The sequence below is a fragment of the Pseudomonas sp. stari2 genome, assembly GCF_040760005.1.
Classification (GTDB): Bacteria; Pseudomonadota; Gammaproteobacteria; order Pseudomonadales; family Pseudomonadaceae; genus Aquipseudomonas.
This window is the reverse complement of record NZ_CP099760.1, coordinates 1,579,468-1,593,879: the sequence shown is the minus strand read 5'-3', so window position 1 is coordinate 1,593,879 and position 14,412 is coordinate 1,579,468. Positions and strand designations below refer to the sequence as shown.

The 14,412-nt window shown below is 62.1% G+C and carries 15 protein-coding genes; 9 read left to right on the top strand and 6 right to left on the bottom strand.

Annotation, left to right across the window (positions count from 1 at the left end):
- Positions 1–22: 22 nt before the first annotated feature.
- Positions 23–2,167: an ATP-dependent DNA helicase DinG gene (gene dinG / locus NH234_RS07195; RefSeq protein ID WP_367256120.1), complete on the bottom strand. Its 2,145-nt coding sequence runs from the start codon at positions 2,165–2,167 to the stop codon at positions 23–25.
- A 99-nt stretch (positions 2,168–2,266) separates the two neighbouring features.
- Here dinG and NH234_RS07190 point away from each other — a divergent pair, with 99 nt between their 5' ends.
- Positions 2,267–2,731 (top strand): CopD family protein, encoded by a 465-nt coding sequence (locus NH234_RS07190; RefSeq protein WP_367256118.1) that lies wholly within the window; start codon positions 2,267–2,269, stop codon positions 2,729–2,731.
- Positions 2,732–2,781: 50 nt separating this feature from the next.
- Here NH234_RS07190 and NH234_RS07185 read toward each other — a convergent pair whose 3' ends face one another.
- From NH234_RS07185 to NH234_RS07170, 4 genes are all read right to left on the bottom strand, one after another.
- Positions 2,782–3,540, bottom strand: a complete 759-nt coding sequence (locus NH234_RS07185) for a collagen pro alpha-chain precursor (protein ID WP_085729898.1) — start codon at positions 3,538–3,540, stop codon at positions 2,782–2,784.
- Positions 3,533–3,811 carry a DUF1145 domain-containing protein gene (locus NH234_RS07180; RefSeq protein WP_085729897.1) on the bottom strand — a complete coding sequence of 93 codons (279 nt, stop codon included), beginning with the start codon at positions 3,809–3,811 and terminating at the stop codon, positions 3,533–3,535. Before NH234_RS07180 ends, NH234_RS07185 begins: the two co-directional genes overlap by 8 nt.
- Positions 3,812–3,974: 163 nt before the next feature.
- Positions 3,975–4,697 carry an OmpA family protein gene (locus NH234_RS07175; RefSeq protein ID WP_134825708.1) on the bottom strand — a complete coding sequence of 241 codons (723 nt, stop codon included), beginning with the start codon at positions 4,695–4,697 and terminating at the stop codon, positions 3,975–3,977.
- A gap of 92 nt (positions 4,698–4,789) precedes the next feature.
- Positions 4,790–5,485, bottom strand: a complete 696-nt coding sequence (locus tag NH234_RS07170; RefSeq protein ID WP_085712933.1) for an OmpA family protein — start codon at positions 5,483–5,485, stop codon at positions 4,790–4,792.
- 199 nt (positions 5,486–5,684) lie between these two features.
- Here NH234_RS07170 and NH234_RS07165 point away from each other — a divergent pair, with 199 nt between their 5' ends.
- The 4 genes from NH234_RS07165 to NH234_RS07150 are packed head-to-tail and all read left to right on the top strand — an operon-like array spanning position 5,685 to position 7,392.
- On the top strand, positions 5,685–6,182 hold the full coding sequence (locus NH234_RS07165; protein WP_065261926.1) for a DUF6231 family protein: 498 nt from the start codon (positions 5,685–5,687) through the stop codon (positions 6,180–6,182).
- A gap of 4 nt (positions 6,183–6,186) precedes the next feature.
- Positions 6,187–6,663, top strand: a complete 477-nt coding sequence (locus tag NH234_RS07160; RefSeq protein ID WP_085729895.1) for a YchJ family protein — start codon at positions 6,187–6,189, stop codon at positions 6,661–6,663.
- A gap of 31 nt (positions 6,664–6,694) precedes the next feature.
- Positions 6,695–7,180 carry an LEA type 2 family protein gene (locus NH234_RS07155; RefSeq protein WP_085729894.1) on the top strand — a complete coding sequence of 162 codons (486 nt, stop codon included), beginning with the start codon at positions 6,695–6,697 and terminating at the stop codon, positions 7,178–7,180.
- A gap of 5 nt (positions 7,181–7,185) precedes the next feature.
- A complete protein-coding gene (locus tag NH234_RS07150) occupies positions 7,186–7,392 on the top strand; it encodes an SEC-C metal-binding domain-containing protein (protein WP_007955014.1) in 207 nt (68 codons plus the stop codon).
- A gap of 78 nt (positions 7,393–7,470) precedes the next feature.
- Here the strand turns inward: NH234_RS07150 and NH234_RS07145 are convergent, their stop codons facing one another.
- Positions 7,471–8,028, bottom strand: coding sequence for a cysteine hydrolase family protein (locus tag NH234_RS07145; protein WP_367257134.1), 558 nt, complete (start codon positions 8,026–8,028; stop codon positions 7,471–7,473).
- Between the two features lie 139 nt (positions 8,029–8,167).
- Between NH234_RS07145 and NH234_RS07140 the strand changes: the two genes are divergently transcribed.
- The 4 genes from NH234_RS07140 (at position 8,168) to NH234_RS07125 (ending at position 14,253) form a co-directional block, all read left to right on the top strand.
- Positions 8,168–8,812, top strand: coding sequence for a glutathione binding-like protein (locus NH234_RS07140; protein ID WP_367256115.1), 645 nt, complete (start codon positions 8,168–8,170; stop codon positions 8,810–8,812).
- Positions 8,813–8,956: 144 nt separating this feature from the next.
- Positions 8,957–11,407, top strand: coding sequence for a penicillin acylase family protein (locus tag NH234_RS07135; RefSeq protein ID WP_367256113.1), 2,451 nt, complete (start codon positions 8,957–8,959; stop codon positions 11,405–11,407).
- Positions 11,408–11,536: 129 nt separating this feature from the next.
- Complete coding sequence (locus tag NH234_RS07130; protein ID WP_367256112.1) at positions 11,537–12,571, top strand: ligase-associated DNA damage response exonuclease; 1,035 nt, start codon at positions 11,537–11,539, stop codon at positions 12,569–12,571.
- Positions 12,568–14,253 (top strand): ATP-dependent DNA ligase, encoded by a 1,686-nt coding sequence (locus NH234_RS07125; RefSeq protein WP_367256110.1) that lies wholly within the window; start codon positions 12,568–12,570, stop codon positions 14,251–14,253. The genes NH234_RS07130 and NH234_RS07125 overlap by 4 nt, the downstream gene beginning before the upstream one ends.
- The last annotated feature ends 159 nt before the right edge of the window (positions 14,254–14,412 follow it).

The following is a 14,412-nucleotide window of genomic DNA, read 5'->3' as shown; positions in this document are numbered from 1 at the left end:
GGCAAAACTGCCCACCGATGTCTCAGGATATTTCACGACGGAAAGGAGGCAACGCATTGAGGATCGCCTTGCCGTAGCGCTGGGTGACCAGCCGCCGGTCCAGCAAGGTGATGGTGCCGCGGTCTTCTTCGGTACGCAGCAGACGGCCACAGGCCTGAACCAGCTTCAGCGAGGCATCGGGCACCGAAATTTCCATGAACGGATTGCCGCCCCGGGCTTCGATCCATTCCGACAATGCGGCTTCGACCGGATCGTCCGGCACCGAGAACGGAATCTTGGCGATCACCACGTGCTCGCAATAGGCCCCCGGCAAGTCCACCCCTTCGGCGAAACTGGCCAGACCGAACAGAACGCTGGAATCACCACCATCGACCCGCGCCTTGTGTTTGTTCAGGGTTTCCTGTTTCGACAGGTTGCCTTGAATGAACACTTGCTTGCGCCAGTCGCGGTCGAGACCGTCGAACACATCCTGCATCTGTTTGCGCGATGAGAACAGCACCAGACTGCCTCGCGAGCCTTCGACCAGCTCCGGCAAATCGCGGATGATCGCGGCAGTGTGGGCGGCGGCATCACGCGGATCGGCTTTCAGATCCGGCACCCGCAACACACCGGCATCGGCGTGATGGAACGGGCTCGGCACCACGGCTGTGACGGCTTTTTTCGGCAGGCCGGCACGCATGCGGAAACGATCGAACGTACCGAGCGCGGTCAACGTCGCCGAGGTCACCAGACAGCCATAGGCCACGTTCCACAGACTGCGGCGCAGGGTTTCGGCGGCGAGGATCGGGCTGGCGTTGACCTCGATGTCGAACAGCGAACCGCTTTCGGCCAGGGTCAGCCAGCGGGCCATCGGCGGGCTGTCTTCCGGGTCTTCGGCGGTGAACGCGGTCCACAGCTCCCAGTTGCCGGACGCACGGGACAACAGGCTGCCGAACAGTGGATACCATTCTTCGGCCTGGTTGCTGGCGATGCCGATGTTGACCTCGCCGTCCATGCCTTCCTTGAGCAGATCGGTCAGACGGGTAAACAGGTCGTTGAGACGTGAGTAGCCTTTTTTCAGCTCGATGCCCATCTCGCGCATGTGCTCGGGAATTACCCCGCCAACGAAGCGATGACGCGGGCGCTCGCGGCCTTCGACATCTTCGCCGGGCTTGAAATCGGCGATCTGTTCGCAGGCGGTGAACATGAACTGCTGCTGGGTCTTGATCTCCCGCGCCAGCTCCGGCACTTGCTCGATCAGCTTGCCGAGGTCGCCCGGCAGCGGATGCTGGGCCAGCAGTTTGGTGAGATTCTTGGCGGTGGTTTCCAGCCAGTCAGCAGTTGAGCGCAGGCGCGTGTAGTGGGCGAAGTGGCCGATGGCCTTGTCCGGTAGGTGATGGCCTTCGTCGAACACGTAAATGGTGTCGCGCGGATCGGGCAGCACCGCCCCGCCGCCCAGCGCCAGGTCGGCCAGCACCATGTCGTGGTTGGTGACGATCACGTCGACCTTGCCCATGCCTTCGCGGGCCTTGTAGAAGGCGCACTGGCCGAAGTTCGGGCAATGACGGTTGGTGCACTGGCTGTGATCGGTGGTCAGGCGTGCCCAATCGGCGTCTTCCAATGCGTTGGGCCAGTTGTCACGGTCACCGTCCCATTTATTGCCGGCGAGCTTTTCGATCATGCTGGTAAACAGCTTCTGACTGGCCTCATCGACCTCGATCTTGAAGCCTTCTTCTTCGAACAGCTGCGCCGTGGCGGTCTGTGCATGACCTTCCTGCAACAGCATGTCGAGCTTGGACAGGCACATGTAGCGGCCACGGCCCTTGGCCAGGGCGAAGCTGAAGTTCAGCCCGCTGTTGCGCATCAGGTCGGGCAAGTCCTTGTAGACGATCTGCTCTTGCAGGGCGACGGTCGCGGTGGCGATCACCAGGCGTTTGCCGGCCAGTTTGGCGGTCGGGATCGCGGCCAGGCTGTAGGCCACAGTCTTGCCGGTACCGGTGCCGGCTTCTACCGCGACAATCGCGGGGTCGCCACTGCGCCGGCCTTCGTCGTCGGTGTCGATATCCCCGAGGACCTTGGCGACTTCAGCGATCATCAGGCGCTGGCCGTAACGCGGCTTTAGGCTCTTGGCCTCTAGAAAACGCGAGTAGGCGCCCTGGATCGTGGTTTTGAGTTCAGTGCTGATCATTGAGTGTCGGGCGCAAAAAACGCTGGATAAATTTTCAGTGGTTCGGTTCGGCGGCTATCATACCCCGCTAATCAGTCCCGCGCAGAACGGAGTACCCCAATGACACCTTTTAGCCTCGTTTACCCGCTGCATGTCCTCGCCGCCCTGCTGTGGGTCGGAGGCATGTTTTTCGCCTGGATGGTGCTGCGCCCGGCGGCCGTGAAGGCTCTGGACGGCCCCGGCCGACTGACCCTGTGGGTGGAAGTGTTTCAAGGTTTTTTCCGCTGGGTGTGGGGCGCGGTGATTCTGCTGCCGGTGACCGGGGTGGGCATGTTGCATCTGCAGCACATCGGGTTCGAGACAGCGCCGAAGTACGTTCAGGTGATGATGGGCTTGTACATCGTGATGACGGCGCTGTTCATCCGGATTCAGGGCTTGATGCTGCCGGAGTTGCGCACAGCGGTTGAAGCGAAGGACTGGCCGGCCGGTGCGGCGGTACTGGGGCGGATTCGCAAGGTCGTGGGGTTCAATCTGTTGGTCGGGCTGGTACTGGTAGCGATTGCCGCAGCGCGGCCGTCGTTCTGAAGTGATGTCGATCGTTCCCACTCAGTGGGAACGATCGGACAGGGAACGGCTTACAGGCGCTGAACGGTGACAGACCCCGCCGCCCCTGCAGGCCCCGGCTGACCATCAGCCCCAGGCTTGCCGCTCTTGCCGCCATCGGCGCGATACACCAGGCAACCCTTGGACTTGCCGCCCGCCCCCGGTTTGCCGCCAGGCCCCGCCGGGCCACCGGCACCACCGGCGACTTCAACCTTGATCAGCTCGGCCGGAAACTCACGAGGCACTTCCAGTCGCACCAGCGCGCCCGGCGCTCCCGGCTGGCCATTGCTGCCGTCACTGCCGTCGAAACCGTGTCCGGCCTGCCCCCAGGTGCAGCCCGGTTCCTGACCGTTGGCCCCGTCGAGCCCGACAAAGCCCGGTGCACCGGTGCCGCCACGTGCATCGACGATCAGTTGCGGTGCATTCAACGCCTTGAATTGCAGATTCAGGTTACGTCCGGCACGGGCCGCTTTTTCATAGGTTCCCGGCGCGCCGCGAGCGGTGATGCGGCTGCCTTCGGCAAGCGCAGCGCGGGTGACTTTCAGATCCAGCGCCGCTTCGCCCGGCACGATGGCGATACGCGCTTCGCGGCCCAACTGCAACTCGCCGACGCTCAACTCAGTCACGTTCGAGGGCACCAGCAAAGTGCCGTAATCGGCGACCACCAGTTTTTCCAGTTGCAGGGTGCTGGTGGTGTTGGGCAAACGCATCAGGGAATTGGGCTCGACATTCACTACCTGGGCACAGGCCAGGGGACTGATGAATGCAGCGAGCAGGCAGAGTTTACGCATGGGAAGCCTCCGGAGCGGCCGGGGCCGGGATGGTTTGCAGGTGGAAAACGCCGAACAGCAGGACACGGCCACGATCACGCCACGGGTGCGGCCGACCTTTGAGGCTGGCGCTGCACAGCAGCACTTCAAGGACGTGGACGGCCAGCAGCAGGATGCCAGCCAGATTGACCAGCAGATGCAACGGATGAACAAACGGCACCAGCTGATTGGCCAGTACCACGCAGCAGAACACCAGGGTCAACAATCGCCCCAGGCCACAGAACACCTTCATACGCTCCCCCGTGTTGCGAATTATTCTTTGGGCGCACAGTAACGGCTTCCGTACGGGATAAGCCAGAGGGTCAAATAAAAAAGTTCCGGGCACTCGTCGGATGGCTGCCGGTTCGACGATGGTCGTCGACCGACAGCTCTAGCCTGCGGACTACAGAAGAGTCCTAGCGATTGATGTGCAGTTCCACGCGACGGTTTTGCGCGCGCCCTTCTTCGGTCTCGTTGTCGGCGACCGGTTCACGCTCGCCACGCCCTTCACTGGTGAGTTTTTCCGGCGCCAGCCCCTGGCTCAGCAGGTAGGCCGCCACACTGCTTGCACGTCGCTCCGACAGGGCCTGGTTGTAGGCATCGGTGCCCTTGCTGTCGGTGTGGCCGATCACCTTGATGCTCACCACGTCGGCATTGCGCAGTTTGTCCATCAGCGCATCGAGCTGGCTTTTCGCGGCCGGGGTCAGGTCGGACTTGTCGAACGCGAACAGCACGTTGCCGGCATCGCTCAGGGTGATGACTTCGGATTGCGGGGCCGGTTCGGCCGGTTTCTCGGTGACCGGGTATTGCGGCAGCGGACAGCCGCGATGGTCGACAGGGGTGTTGGCCGGGGTGTCAGGACAACGGTCGCGACGGTCGAACACGCCATCGCCGTCTTCGTCGCCATCCTGGGCATAACAGATCAGCCCGCCGGTGAGGATACCCAGTGCCGCACCGCCTGCGGCCCAGCCACCGTTTTCAATGGCGCCGAGCCCGCCGCCGACCAGCCCGCCAATGACGCTGCAGATCGGCCAGGTACGTTGATTGAGGGGGGCAGTGCCATCGCTGTGGGTAGCGCAGCCGGTCAACAGGCTGCCTGCCAGCAGCACCGGTAAGACGGACCGTGAGAGAACACTCATATGAAAGCTCCTGTGTCACCGGCCCATACCGGTTACACAGGAGTAAAGACCCGCATCCGCGACTGCACAAGCCGCGGATGCGAGGGGGGGGGCTAGCGTTCGATTTTGATTTCCGTGCGACGGTTCAGCGCACGGCCATCGGCGGTTTTGTTGTCCGCCACTGGCTGGCTTTCACCGGCACCGGTCACCGAAACGAAGCTGGAACGTGGCACACCGTCATGGATCAGGTATTCCACCACCGAATGCGCCCGACGATCCGACAGTTTTTTGTTGTAGGCATCACTGCCCACGCTGTCGGTATGACCGGTCACGGTCAGCCGCGCTGTGCTCGATTCCTGTTTCAGGCGCGTGGCGACCTTATCGAGTACCAGCTTGTCGGAAGGCGTCAGGGTGGCCTTGTCGAACTGGAAGTGCACATCGCGGATGACGATGGTTTCTTCCTTGACCACTACAGCTTCTTCAACCACGGGTGCAGGGGCCGGGAATGGGCAGCCGTCTGCGTCGACCTTGGTGCCGCGAGGCGTGTGCGGGCACTTGTCGCGACTGTCCGGCACACCGTCGCCGTCTTCATCGCCATCGCCATGCACCCAGCAATAGGCTGCCGCCGTACCGCCAACGAGTAATGCGCCATAGCCTGCCCATGCAGAGCTTTCCGTCGCGCCAAGACCCGCACCGACGACACCGCCGACTGCCGCACAGGTCGGCCAGTCGGTTTTCTGCAAACCTGCGCAACCAGTCAACACACTGGTTAGCAGAACCAAGGGTAATGCTGTCCGAACTATGCTCATCTAGTTTTCTCCTGAGGGATCGGCTTAGAACCGATTCAGGGAGTAAAGACCGGAGTTTTAATCTCCGCCAGCAATAGGCCACCGCTGTTTGCGAGCGTGTTCACAGGACTTCGAGGCATTTGCCGCAAACCCGCAGAACAGAGATCTAGGCCTCGACGCTCGGGCAGGCTAGTCTTGGCGATCTGATTGAGGAGCTTCGATGAACGTCGCGATTTCTTCCCGCACGCCACAGCAGGCGCTGGCCGCTCTGCTCGACCGCTACGCCCCGGCACGTCTGCTGCTGATCGGCGCCAGCGAATTTCCGGCTCTGGCCGCTTTCAAGGATGCACATCCGGACACTTGCGTCGCCCACGCCGCGCCCGGCGCCTTGCCGGCGGACCTGGCCGCACAGCGCTTCGATCTGGCGCTGGTGGTCGATTGCCTGGAGCATTTGCCCAAACGTGATGGCCTGAATCTGCTCGGCGGGATCCGTAACCTCAACGCCAGCCGCATCGCCGTGCTGGCCGACCTGCCGGCCAGCGGCTGGCAGGAAACCGATTTCTATTCTCTGGCTCTGCAGGCCAGCGAACGCTTCGCCCGGGATGAGCAGGTGCTGACCCTGTTCACCTATGATCTGCTTGACTACAAACAAGTCCCCGACTGGCTCAACTCACGGTTCTGGGCCAATCCGGAAAACTTCGGGAAATACTGGTGGTAATGCAATGAGTACAGCCATTTGCCCTTGCGGCAGCGGCAACCTGCTGGATGCCTGCTGCGGCCATTATCACGCCGGCCACCCGGCACCGTGCGCCGAAGCCCTGATGCGTTCGCGCTACAGCGCCTACGTGCTGGGCCTGATCGATTATCTGGTGGCGACCACTCTGCCCGCCCAGCAGACAGGGCTCGATCGCCAGTCGATCAGCGCCTGGAGCGCTTCGAGCACCTGGCTCGGGCTCGATGTCGAAAGTTCGGAAGTCTTCGGCGGCCAGCCGGAACACGCCTTCGTCACCTTCACCGCGCGCTGGCATGACAGTCAGGGTGAGCACAGCCACCGCGAGCGCTCTTCGTTCGTACAGAACGGCGGGCGCTGGTACTTCATCGACCCGAGCGTGCAACTCAAACTGGGGCGCAACGACGCCTGCCCGTGCGCCAGCGGCCAGAAGTTCAAGAAATGCTGTGCGGGGTATTTCGGCAGCTAAGGCTAGACTGGGCAGCAAAGGGAGTTAAACCATGCTCGGTCATTGGCGCACATTTCAGGTCCTCTCACTGCTCGTGTTTCTGGGGCTCGCTGGCTGCGCGTCCTGGTTCAGCGACGACTCCCTCGACCCCGCCGTGCACCTGGTGAAAGTCGAAGTGGTGCGCGCCAGGCTGCTGGAACAGAAATTCATCCTGCACTTTCGCATCGACAATCCCAATGACAGCGAGCTGACCGTGCGCGGCCTGGAATACCGCGTACACCTGGCGGACATGCTGCTGGCCGAAGGCGAGCATGAGCACTGGATCACCGTCGGGGCCAAAAGCAGTGCTTTCTATAAGGTGCCGATCCGCACCAACCTGTGGCCGAAGGTCAAGGACGTGGTGAAAATGCTGAAGAATCCGCACCAGCAGGTTCCCTACCGACTGCAGGGCGAGATGGAAACCGGTTTATTCATCGCTCACTACGTGCACCTGGAACGCAATGGCGTGATAATCCCCGCCGATTTGATTACGGAGTGACCCCGATGACCCAGCAACCTCATGTCCATGGCCCTGACTGCAACCACGATCATGACCATCACCACCATGATCACGACCATGGCCATGTCCACGGCCCGAACTGCGGCCACGCCCACCAGGAGCCGGTGCGCAACGCCCTTAAAGACGTCGGCCGCAACGACCCTTGCCCGTGCGGCAACGGCAAAAAATTCAAGAAGTGCCACGGCGCTTGATGTTTCGGGCGGACGTTAGTTTCGCCCGATAGATCGCTATCGCGGGCCAGCTCGCGATAGCACCCTCCTCCGCAGCTTTCAGCCTGCTGCCAGAACCTGTTCGGTATCGACCACCGTCGCATACTCCCCATGCAGATTCCCCAGCGACATGGCATGCACCTCTTCAGCCGTACGCAACGTACCGAAGTAATCAGCCTTGTCGAAGGTAAAGCACGCATCCTCCGCCACCCACGCGTCTAACCCCAGGTTGCCCGCCGTGCGCGCCGTGGACTCCACCGAGTTGTTGGTCGCCACGCCGACAATGACCAGTTGTCCGATCCCGGCTTCACGCAACTTCACTTCAAGCTTTGTTGCACAAAACGCATCCGGCACCTGTTTCTGGATCAGCCATTCGCCGTCATGCGGCAAAAACCTGTCCTGAAATTCCACCCCTGACTGCTCTGGCCAGAACACTGATTCCGGCGAGCGCGACAGATGTTGCACATGAATCACCGGCCGCCCGCTGCGCCGCCAGAAACCCAGCAAATCGAGGATCCGCTCTTCGGCCGACGGATTATTCCGCCGCCCCAGACGCGGCTCCAGAATGCCTTTTTGCTGGTCGATGATGATCAGTGCAGCGTTGGCCTGAAGCTCCATGGCGATTTTTCTCACGCGGGGTCATTGAATTTCCCGTACTTGAGCATCACCTCCTGTAACCAAGCAAGCTATCGAACGCACACAGGACAACCTGAAGCCGGCGTTTGCTGTCCGTACCCTTCCTGATTTGGAGCTTTCCATGATCGACCTGTATTACTGGACCACGCCCAACGGCCACAAGATTTCCCTGTTCCTCGAAGAGGCCGGCCTGCACTACAACGTGCACCCGATCAACATCAGCCAGGGCGAGCAGTTCCAGCCACACTTCCTGAAAATCGCGCCGAACAATCGCATCCCGGCGATCGTCGATCATGAGCCGGCTGATGGCGGCGAGCCATTGTCGCTGTTCGAGTCCGGGGCGATTCTGTTGTACCTCGCCGAGAAGACCGGGAAGTTCCTGCCCAAGGATCTGCGTGGCCGTCAGGTGGCGCTGCAATGGCTGTTCTGGCAAATGGGCGGGCTGGGGCCGATGGCCGGGCAGAACCATCATTTCAGCCAGTTCGCCCCGGAAAAAATCCCCTACGCGATCAAGCGCTACATCGATGAAACTGCACGCTTGTACGGGGTTTTGGACAAGCAACTGGCCAACAATGAGTTCGTCGCCGGCAGCGAATACAGCATCGCTGACATGGCGATCTACCCGTGGATCGTCTCCCACAAATGGCAGAGCCAGAACCTGGAAGACTTCCCGAACGTGCAGCGCTGGTTCAACCACATCAAGGATCGCCCGGCGACCGTGAAGGCCTACGCGCTGGTACAGAAGATCAATCCGCCGAAGGCTTGAGTCACCCGGCCTGATCGTTCCCGTGCGCGGGAACGATCAACGGGAAGAAATAACCGCTTGCCCCGCTTGCGCGGCCCCCTCCTGCTCACTAACGTAGCGGCTTTATTGCGCCCCCAGCCTCTACACCCCCGCAGGAGCTTTGCCATGGCCTCGCCAGCCCTTTCACATTTTCTTCCCCGGTTCGGCGTTGCCGCAGCAGTGACCGGTGTCTTGAGCCTCTCCGGTTGCCAGACCTGGAACGCACAGGACACCCTCCCGCCAACCTCCGGCGTGCAGCCGCTCAAGGGCCTGGCGCAAAACGTTTCGGTACGCCGCAATGCCATGGGCATGCCGCTGATCGAAAGCAACAGTTTCCACGACGCCTTGTTCGCCCTCGGTTATGTGCACGCCAGCGACCGCATCAATCAGATGGTCACCCTGCGCCTGCTGGCCCAGGGGCGTCTGGCGGAAATGTCCGGCGCGTCGATGCTCGACGCCGACCGCTACATGCGCGCCGTCAACCTGAAGAAAAGCGCTGGCGAGCTGTACAAGGCGTCGTCGCCACGGCTCAAGCGCTTCTTCGAAGTCTATGCGCGGGGCGTCAACGCCTACCTGTTCCGCTACGCCGACAAGTTGCCGGGGGATCTGGCCTCCAGCGGCTACAAGCCTGAATACTGGAAACCGGAAGATTCGGCGCTGATTTTCTGCCTGCTGAACTTCAGCCAGTCGGCCAACCTGCCGGAAGAAATCGCTTCGCTGGTGCTGGCGCAGACCGTCACCACCGACAAGCTCGCCTGGCTGACCCCGTCCGCCCCCGACGAAAACCTGCCGCTGGCCGAAGCCGACAAACTGCAAGGCATCAAGCTCAACGGGCAGATTCCGGGCCTGAGCGAGCTAAGCAACGCCAGCGAACAACTGGCGGCGATGAACCTGCTCGGCGCCAACACTTCGAACAACTGGGCGATTGCCCCGCAACGCAGCCGCAGCGGCAAAAGCCTGCTGGCCAGCGACAGCCACGGCCCGCTGGCCGCACCGTCGCTGTGGAGTTTCGTGCAGATTCACGCACCGAAATATCAGGCCGCCGGCGTGACCGTGGCCGGTCTGCCGATGGTGCTCGGTGGCTTCAACGGCAAAGTGGCGTGGAGCGCGACCAGCGTCTTCGGTGACAACCAGGACCTGTTCCTGGAAAAAATCCGACGCCAAGGCAGCAGCCTGAGCTACGAGGTCAACGGCAAATGGCAACCGCTGGGCGTGCGCAACGAAACCTACTTCGTCAAAGGCCAGCGGCCGATTCGTGAAGCGGTGTACGAAACCCGCCACGGTGCGCTGCTCAACAGTGCCCAAGCCGCTGCTCAAGGCGCAGGTTTCGGCCTGGCCTTGCAGACGCCAAGCTTCACCGATGACAAATCCCTCGATGCGTTTTTCGATCTGAGCCGCGCGCAAACCGCTGAACGCGCCTCGGACGCCAGCCGGGAAATTCGCGCCATCGCGCTGAACCTGGTGTTTGCCGACGCCAGCAATATCGGCTGGCAGGTCACCGGGCGCTTCCCGAATCGCCGCGAAGGCGAAGGCCTGCTGCCGTCGCCGGGCTGGGAAGGTCGCTACGACTGGGACGGTTACGCCGACCCGATGCTGCACCCCTACGATCAGGACCCGGCGCAGGGCTGGCTCGGCACCGCCAACCAGCGCGTCATCCCTCACGGCTACGGTATGCAGTTGTCCAATTCCTGGGCCGCGCCGGAGCGTGGCGAGCGCCTCGCGGAACTGGCCGGCAGTGGCAAACAGGACGGTCGCAGCATGATCGCCATGCAGTACGACCAGACCACCACCTTCGCCGCCAAGCTGAAGAAAATGTTCGAAGCCCCGGGCATGGCGCAGCCGCTGAAACAGGCGATCGACGCCCTGCCGGAAGCCGACCGCAGCAAGGCCCGCGAGGCCTACACCCGCTTGATGGCGTTCGACGGCAAGCTCAGCCCGACCTCCGCCGATGCGGCGATCTACGAGTTGTTCCTGCAGGAAAGCATGAAGCAGATCTTCCTCGACGAACTCGGCCCGCAAAGCAGCCCCGCGTGGAAAGCGTTTATCGCCAATGGCGATCTGTCCTACTCGGCACAAGCCGACCACCTGCTGGGCCGTGAGGACAGTCCGTTCTGGGACGACGCCCGCACCCCGCAGAAAGAAGACAAACCGGCCATCCTCGCCCGCAGCCTCGCGGCAGCGATCAGCGCCGGCGACAGCCAACTGGGTGGCGACCGCAAAGCCTGGCAGTGGGGCAAACTGCACCGCTACGAGTGGAAGAATGCCAACGGCCAGACCATTCGCGGTCCGATCGCAGCGGGCGGTGACCACACCACTCTGAACACGGCGGCGTTTGCCTGGGGTCAGGACTTCAACACCACCCGGGCGCCGTCGATGCGTTTCATCGTCGACTTCAGCCAGAGCGAACCGCTGATGGGCCAGAACGGCACGGGGCAATCGGGTAACCCGGCCAGTCCGAACTACCTCAACGGGATCGATCCATGGCTGAAGGGCCAGTACATCGGCTTGCCGATGCAGCCGCAGAACTTTGAGCGGGTGTATGGCAAGACGCGGTTGACCCTCACTCCCGGCAAGTAAGCGCGATCCCCCTTGTGGGAACCAGTCTTCTGGCTCCCACAAGGGTTTTGTGATGACCCGATAAAACAATCGAACTTCTGACTTCACGCCAACCTCATAGCTAACAAGTCCCTCCATTCCGGTAACGCCATGGACCTTGTTATCGCCCGCCCCGAAGGCCTGTACTGCCCCGCCGGGGATTTCTACATTGATCCGTGGCGCCCGGTCGAACGTGCGGTGATCACTCATGCCCACGGCGATCACGCCCGCACCGGCAACGCACACTATCTGGCCGCCAGCGCCGGCGAAGGCATTCTGCGTGCACGCCTGGGTCAGGACATCAACCTGCAAACACTTGAGTACGGTCAACGCCTGAATCACCACGGCGTCACCTTGAGCTTTCACCCCGCCGGACATGTGCTGGGCTCGGCTCAGGTGCGGCTCGAATACGGGGGAGAAGTCTGGGTTGCGTCCGGTGACTACAAGATCGAACCCGACGGCACCTGCGCGCCGTTCGAACCAGTGCGCTGCCACACCTTCATCACCGAATCGACCTTCGGCCTGCCGATCTACCGCTGGCAGCCGCAAGCGCAAGTATTCAGCGAGATAAACCAGTGGTGGCAAGGGAATATCGAGGCCGGCAAAACCAGCGTGCTGTTCTGCTATTCCTTCGGCAAGGCCCAGCGCATCCTCCACGGTATCGACGAAACCCTGGGCCCGATCCTCAGCCATGGCGCGGTGGAACCACTGAACCGGGTCTATCGCGAAGCCGGCGTGTATCTGCCGTCGACGATCTACGCCGGCGACGTTAAGAAAAACGATCCGCTGATGCGTCAGGCGCTGGTCATCGCCCCGCCTTCGGCCGGTGGCAGCAGCTGGATGCGGCGTTTCGGCGATTACAGCGACAGCTTCGCCAGCGGCTGGATGCGTCTGCGCGGCACCCGCCGGCGGCGCGGCGTGGATCGCGGTTTCGTGCTCTCGGATCACGCCGACTGGCCCGGCCTGTTGTGGGCCATCGAACAGACCGGTGCCGAACGGGTGATGGTCACGCACGGCTCGATCAGCGTGCTGGTCCGGCACCTGCGCGAAAAAGGCCTGGACGCTCAAGGCTTCAACACCGAATACGGCGATGATGAACAGGACAACCTCGCCGTCGAACCTACCGTTGCCGAGGTGCAACCATGAAGGACTTCGCCGGGTTGTACGCCGAACTCGACGCCACCACTTCCAGTAATGCGAAACTGGCAGCCATGCAGGCCTACTTCGCCCAGGCGGAACCACAAGATGCCGCGTGGGCGGTGTACTTTTTGTCCGGCGGGCGACCACGGCAACTGGTGCCCGTACGGATTCTGCGCGAACTCGCCGTCGAAGTGTCCGGGCTCACGCCATGGCTGTTCGAGGAGAGCTATCAAGCGGTCGGTGATCTGGCGGAAACCATTTCGCTGGTATTGCCGGAAAGCCCGCACACCTCCGAAGCCGGCCTCGCCGAATGGATCGAGCAAAAGCTGTTGCCGCTGCGTGGTGAAACCCCGGAATACCTTGCTCGTCAGTTACCGGCGCTGTGGGCGCAACTCGACCGGCCGAGCCTGATGCTGTGCATCAAACTGATCACCGGCAGTTTTCGGGTCGGCGTGTCCAAATTGCTGGTGACCCGCGCCCTGGCCTCAATGGCCGGACTGGACAGCAAACGCGTGGCGCAACGGCTGGTGGGTTACACCGACCTGTCCAACCGGCCGAACGCCGCCAGCTACCTGAAACTGATCGCCCCCGAATCCAGCGATGAGCACTCTCAGCGCGGCGGCCAGCCTTATCCGTTCTTTCTCGCCCACGGATTGTCGCAACCGGTCGAACAGTTCGAAGCCCTGCTCGGCCCGGCCAGTAACTGGCAAGTTGAATGGAAGTGGGACGGCATCCGCGCACAGGTGGTCAAGCGTGACGGGCAGCTATGGATCTGGTCACGTGGCGAAGAACTGGTGACCGAGCGCTTTCCCGAACTCGACTCGCTGGTTGAGGGTTTGCCTGACGGCACGGTGATCGACGGCGAAATCGTAGTCTGGAAAAACACCCGGCCTGACGCCGAAGCCTTTGATCCAGATTCGACAGCGCCACCGGCGGTACAACCCTTCGCCCTGCTCCAGCAACGGATCGGTCGCAAGACCCTGGACAAAAAGATCCTCGAAGATGTGCCTGTGGTCGTCCTCGCCTATGACTTGCTGGAATGGCAAGGTGAGGACTGGCGCAGCCAGCCCCAATCCCGACGCCGCGAACAGCTGGAGCGCGTCATCGCACAGTGCAATAACCCGTTGCTGCTACCCTCCCCTGTGCTGACCGGCAGCGACTGGCTCGACCTCGCCCGCCAGCGCGAAGCCTCTCGACGACTGGGCGTCGAGGGCATGATGCTCAAGGCCCGGGACGCGATGTACGGCGTCGGTCGCACCAAGGACATGGGGGTGTGGTGGAAATGGAAGGTCGACCCGTTCAGCGTCGACGCGGTGCTGATCTACGCCCAGCGCGGCCATGGCCGGCGCGCCAGCCTTTACAGCGATTACACCTTTGCGGTGTGGGACGGCCCGCCCGGCGTCAGCCCGCGCGCACTGGTGCCCTTCGCCAAGGCCTATTCCGGGCTCACGGACGCGGAAATGCGCGAAGTCGACAGCATCGTGCGCAAGACCACCGTGGAAAAATTCGGCCCGGTCAGCAGCGTGACGCCCAGCCTGGTGTTCGAACTGGGTTTTGAAGGCATCGCCCTGTCGCGCCGGCACAAGAGCGGCATCGCCGTGCGCTTTCCGCGCATGCTGCGCTGGCGTCAGGACAAGACCGTCGACGAAGCGGACAGTCTGGCGACCTTGCAGGATCTACTGGCCTGATTCCTGTCCCCTGAAACCCCTTCCTGCGCTTAAAAGGTGCAACGCTTTTACTGTGCCCGTTTTCGGGCACTTTTCCTGCTGCGCCCTCACTTCCTACACCTTTTAAAACACTTGTTCGGGACTCTGGTTCGGAAATTGCTACTTTCTATAAGTCGTAAG

Bases quoted from the DNA above. Each gene is read 5' to 3' on its own strand.
- NH234_RS07180 (WP_085729897.1), bottom strand. From the start codon at position 3,811: ATGAAGGTGTTCTGTGGCCTGGGGCGATTGTTGACCCTGGTGTTCTGC.
- NH234_RS07170 (WP_085712933.1), bottom strand. From the start codon at position 5,485: ATGAGCATAGTTCGGACAGCATTACCCTTGGTTCTGCTAACCAGTGTG.
- NH234_RS07175 (WP_134825708.1), bottom strand. From the start codon at position 4,697: ATGAGTGTTCTCTCACGGTCCGTCTTACCGGTGCTGCTGGCAGGCAGC.
- NH234_RS07190 (WP_367256118.1), top strand. From the start codon at position 2,267: ATGACACCTTTTAGCCTCGTTTACCCGCTGCATGTCCTCGCCGCCCTG.
- NH234_RS07135 (WP_367256113.1), top strand. From the start codon at position 8,957: ATGGCCTCGCCAGCCCTTTCACATTTTCTTCCCCGGTTCGGCGTTGCC.
- dinG (WP_367256120.1), bottom strand. From the start codon at position 2,167: ATGATCAGCACTGAACTCAAAACCACGATCCAGGGCGCCTACTCGCGT.
- NH234_RS07125 (WP_367256110.1), top strand. From the start codon at position 12,568: ATGAAGGACTTCGCCGGGTTGTACGCCGAACTCGACGCCACCACTTCC.
- NH234_RS07140 (WP_367256115.1), top strand. From the start codon at position 8,168: ATGATCGACCTGTATTACTGGACCACGCCCAACGGCCACAAGATTTCC.
- NH234_RS07185 (WP_085729898.1), bottom strand. From the start codon at position 3,540: ATGCGTAAACTCTGCCTGCTCGCTGCATTCATCAGTCCCCTGGCCTGT.
- NH234_RS07145 (WP_367257134.1), bottom strand. From the start codon at position 8,028: ATGGAGCTTCAGGCCAACGCTGCACTGATCATCATCGACCAGCAAAAA.
- NH234_RS07165 (WP_065261926.1), top strand. From the start codon at position 5,685: ATGAACGTCGCGATTTCTTCCCGCACGCCACAGCAGGCGCTGGCCGCT.
- NH234_RS07150 (WP_007955014.1), top strand. From the start codon at position 7,186: ATGACCCAGCAACCTCATGTCCATGGCCCTGACTGCAACCACGATCAT.
- NH234_RS07130 (WP_367256112.1), top strand. From the start codon at position 11,537: ATGGACCTTGTTATCGCCCGCCCCGAAGGCCTGTACTGCCCCGCCGGG.
- NH234_RS07160 (WP_085729895.1), top strand. From the start codon at position 6,187: ATGAGTACAGCCATTTGCCCTTGCGGCAGCGGCAACCTGCTGGATGCC.
- NH234_RS07155 (WP_085729894.1), top strand. From the start codon at position 6,695: ATGCTCGGTCATTGGCGCACATTTCAGGTCCTCTCACTGCTCGTGTTT.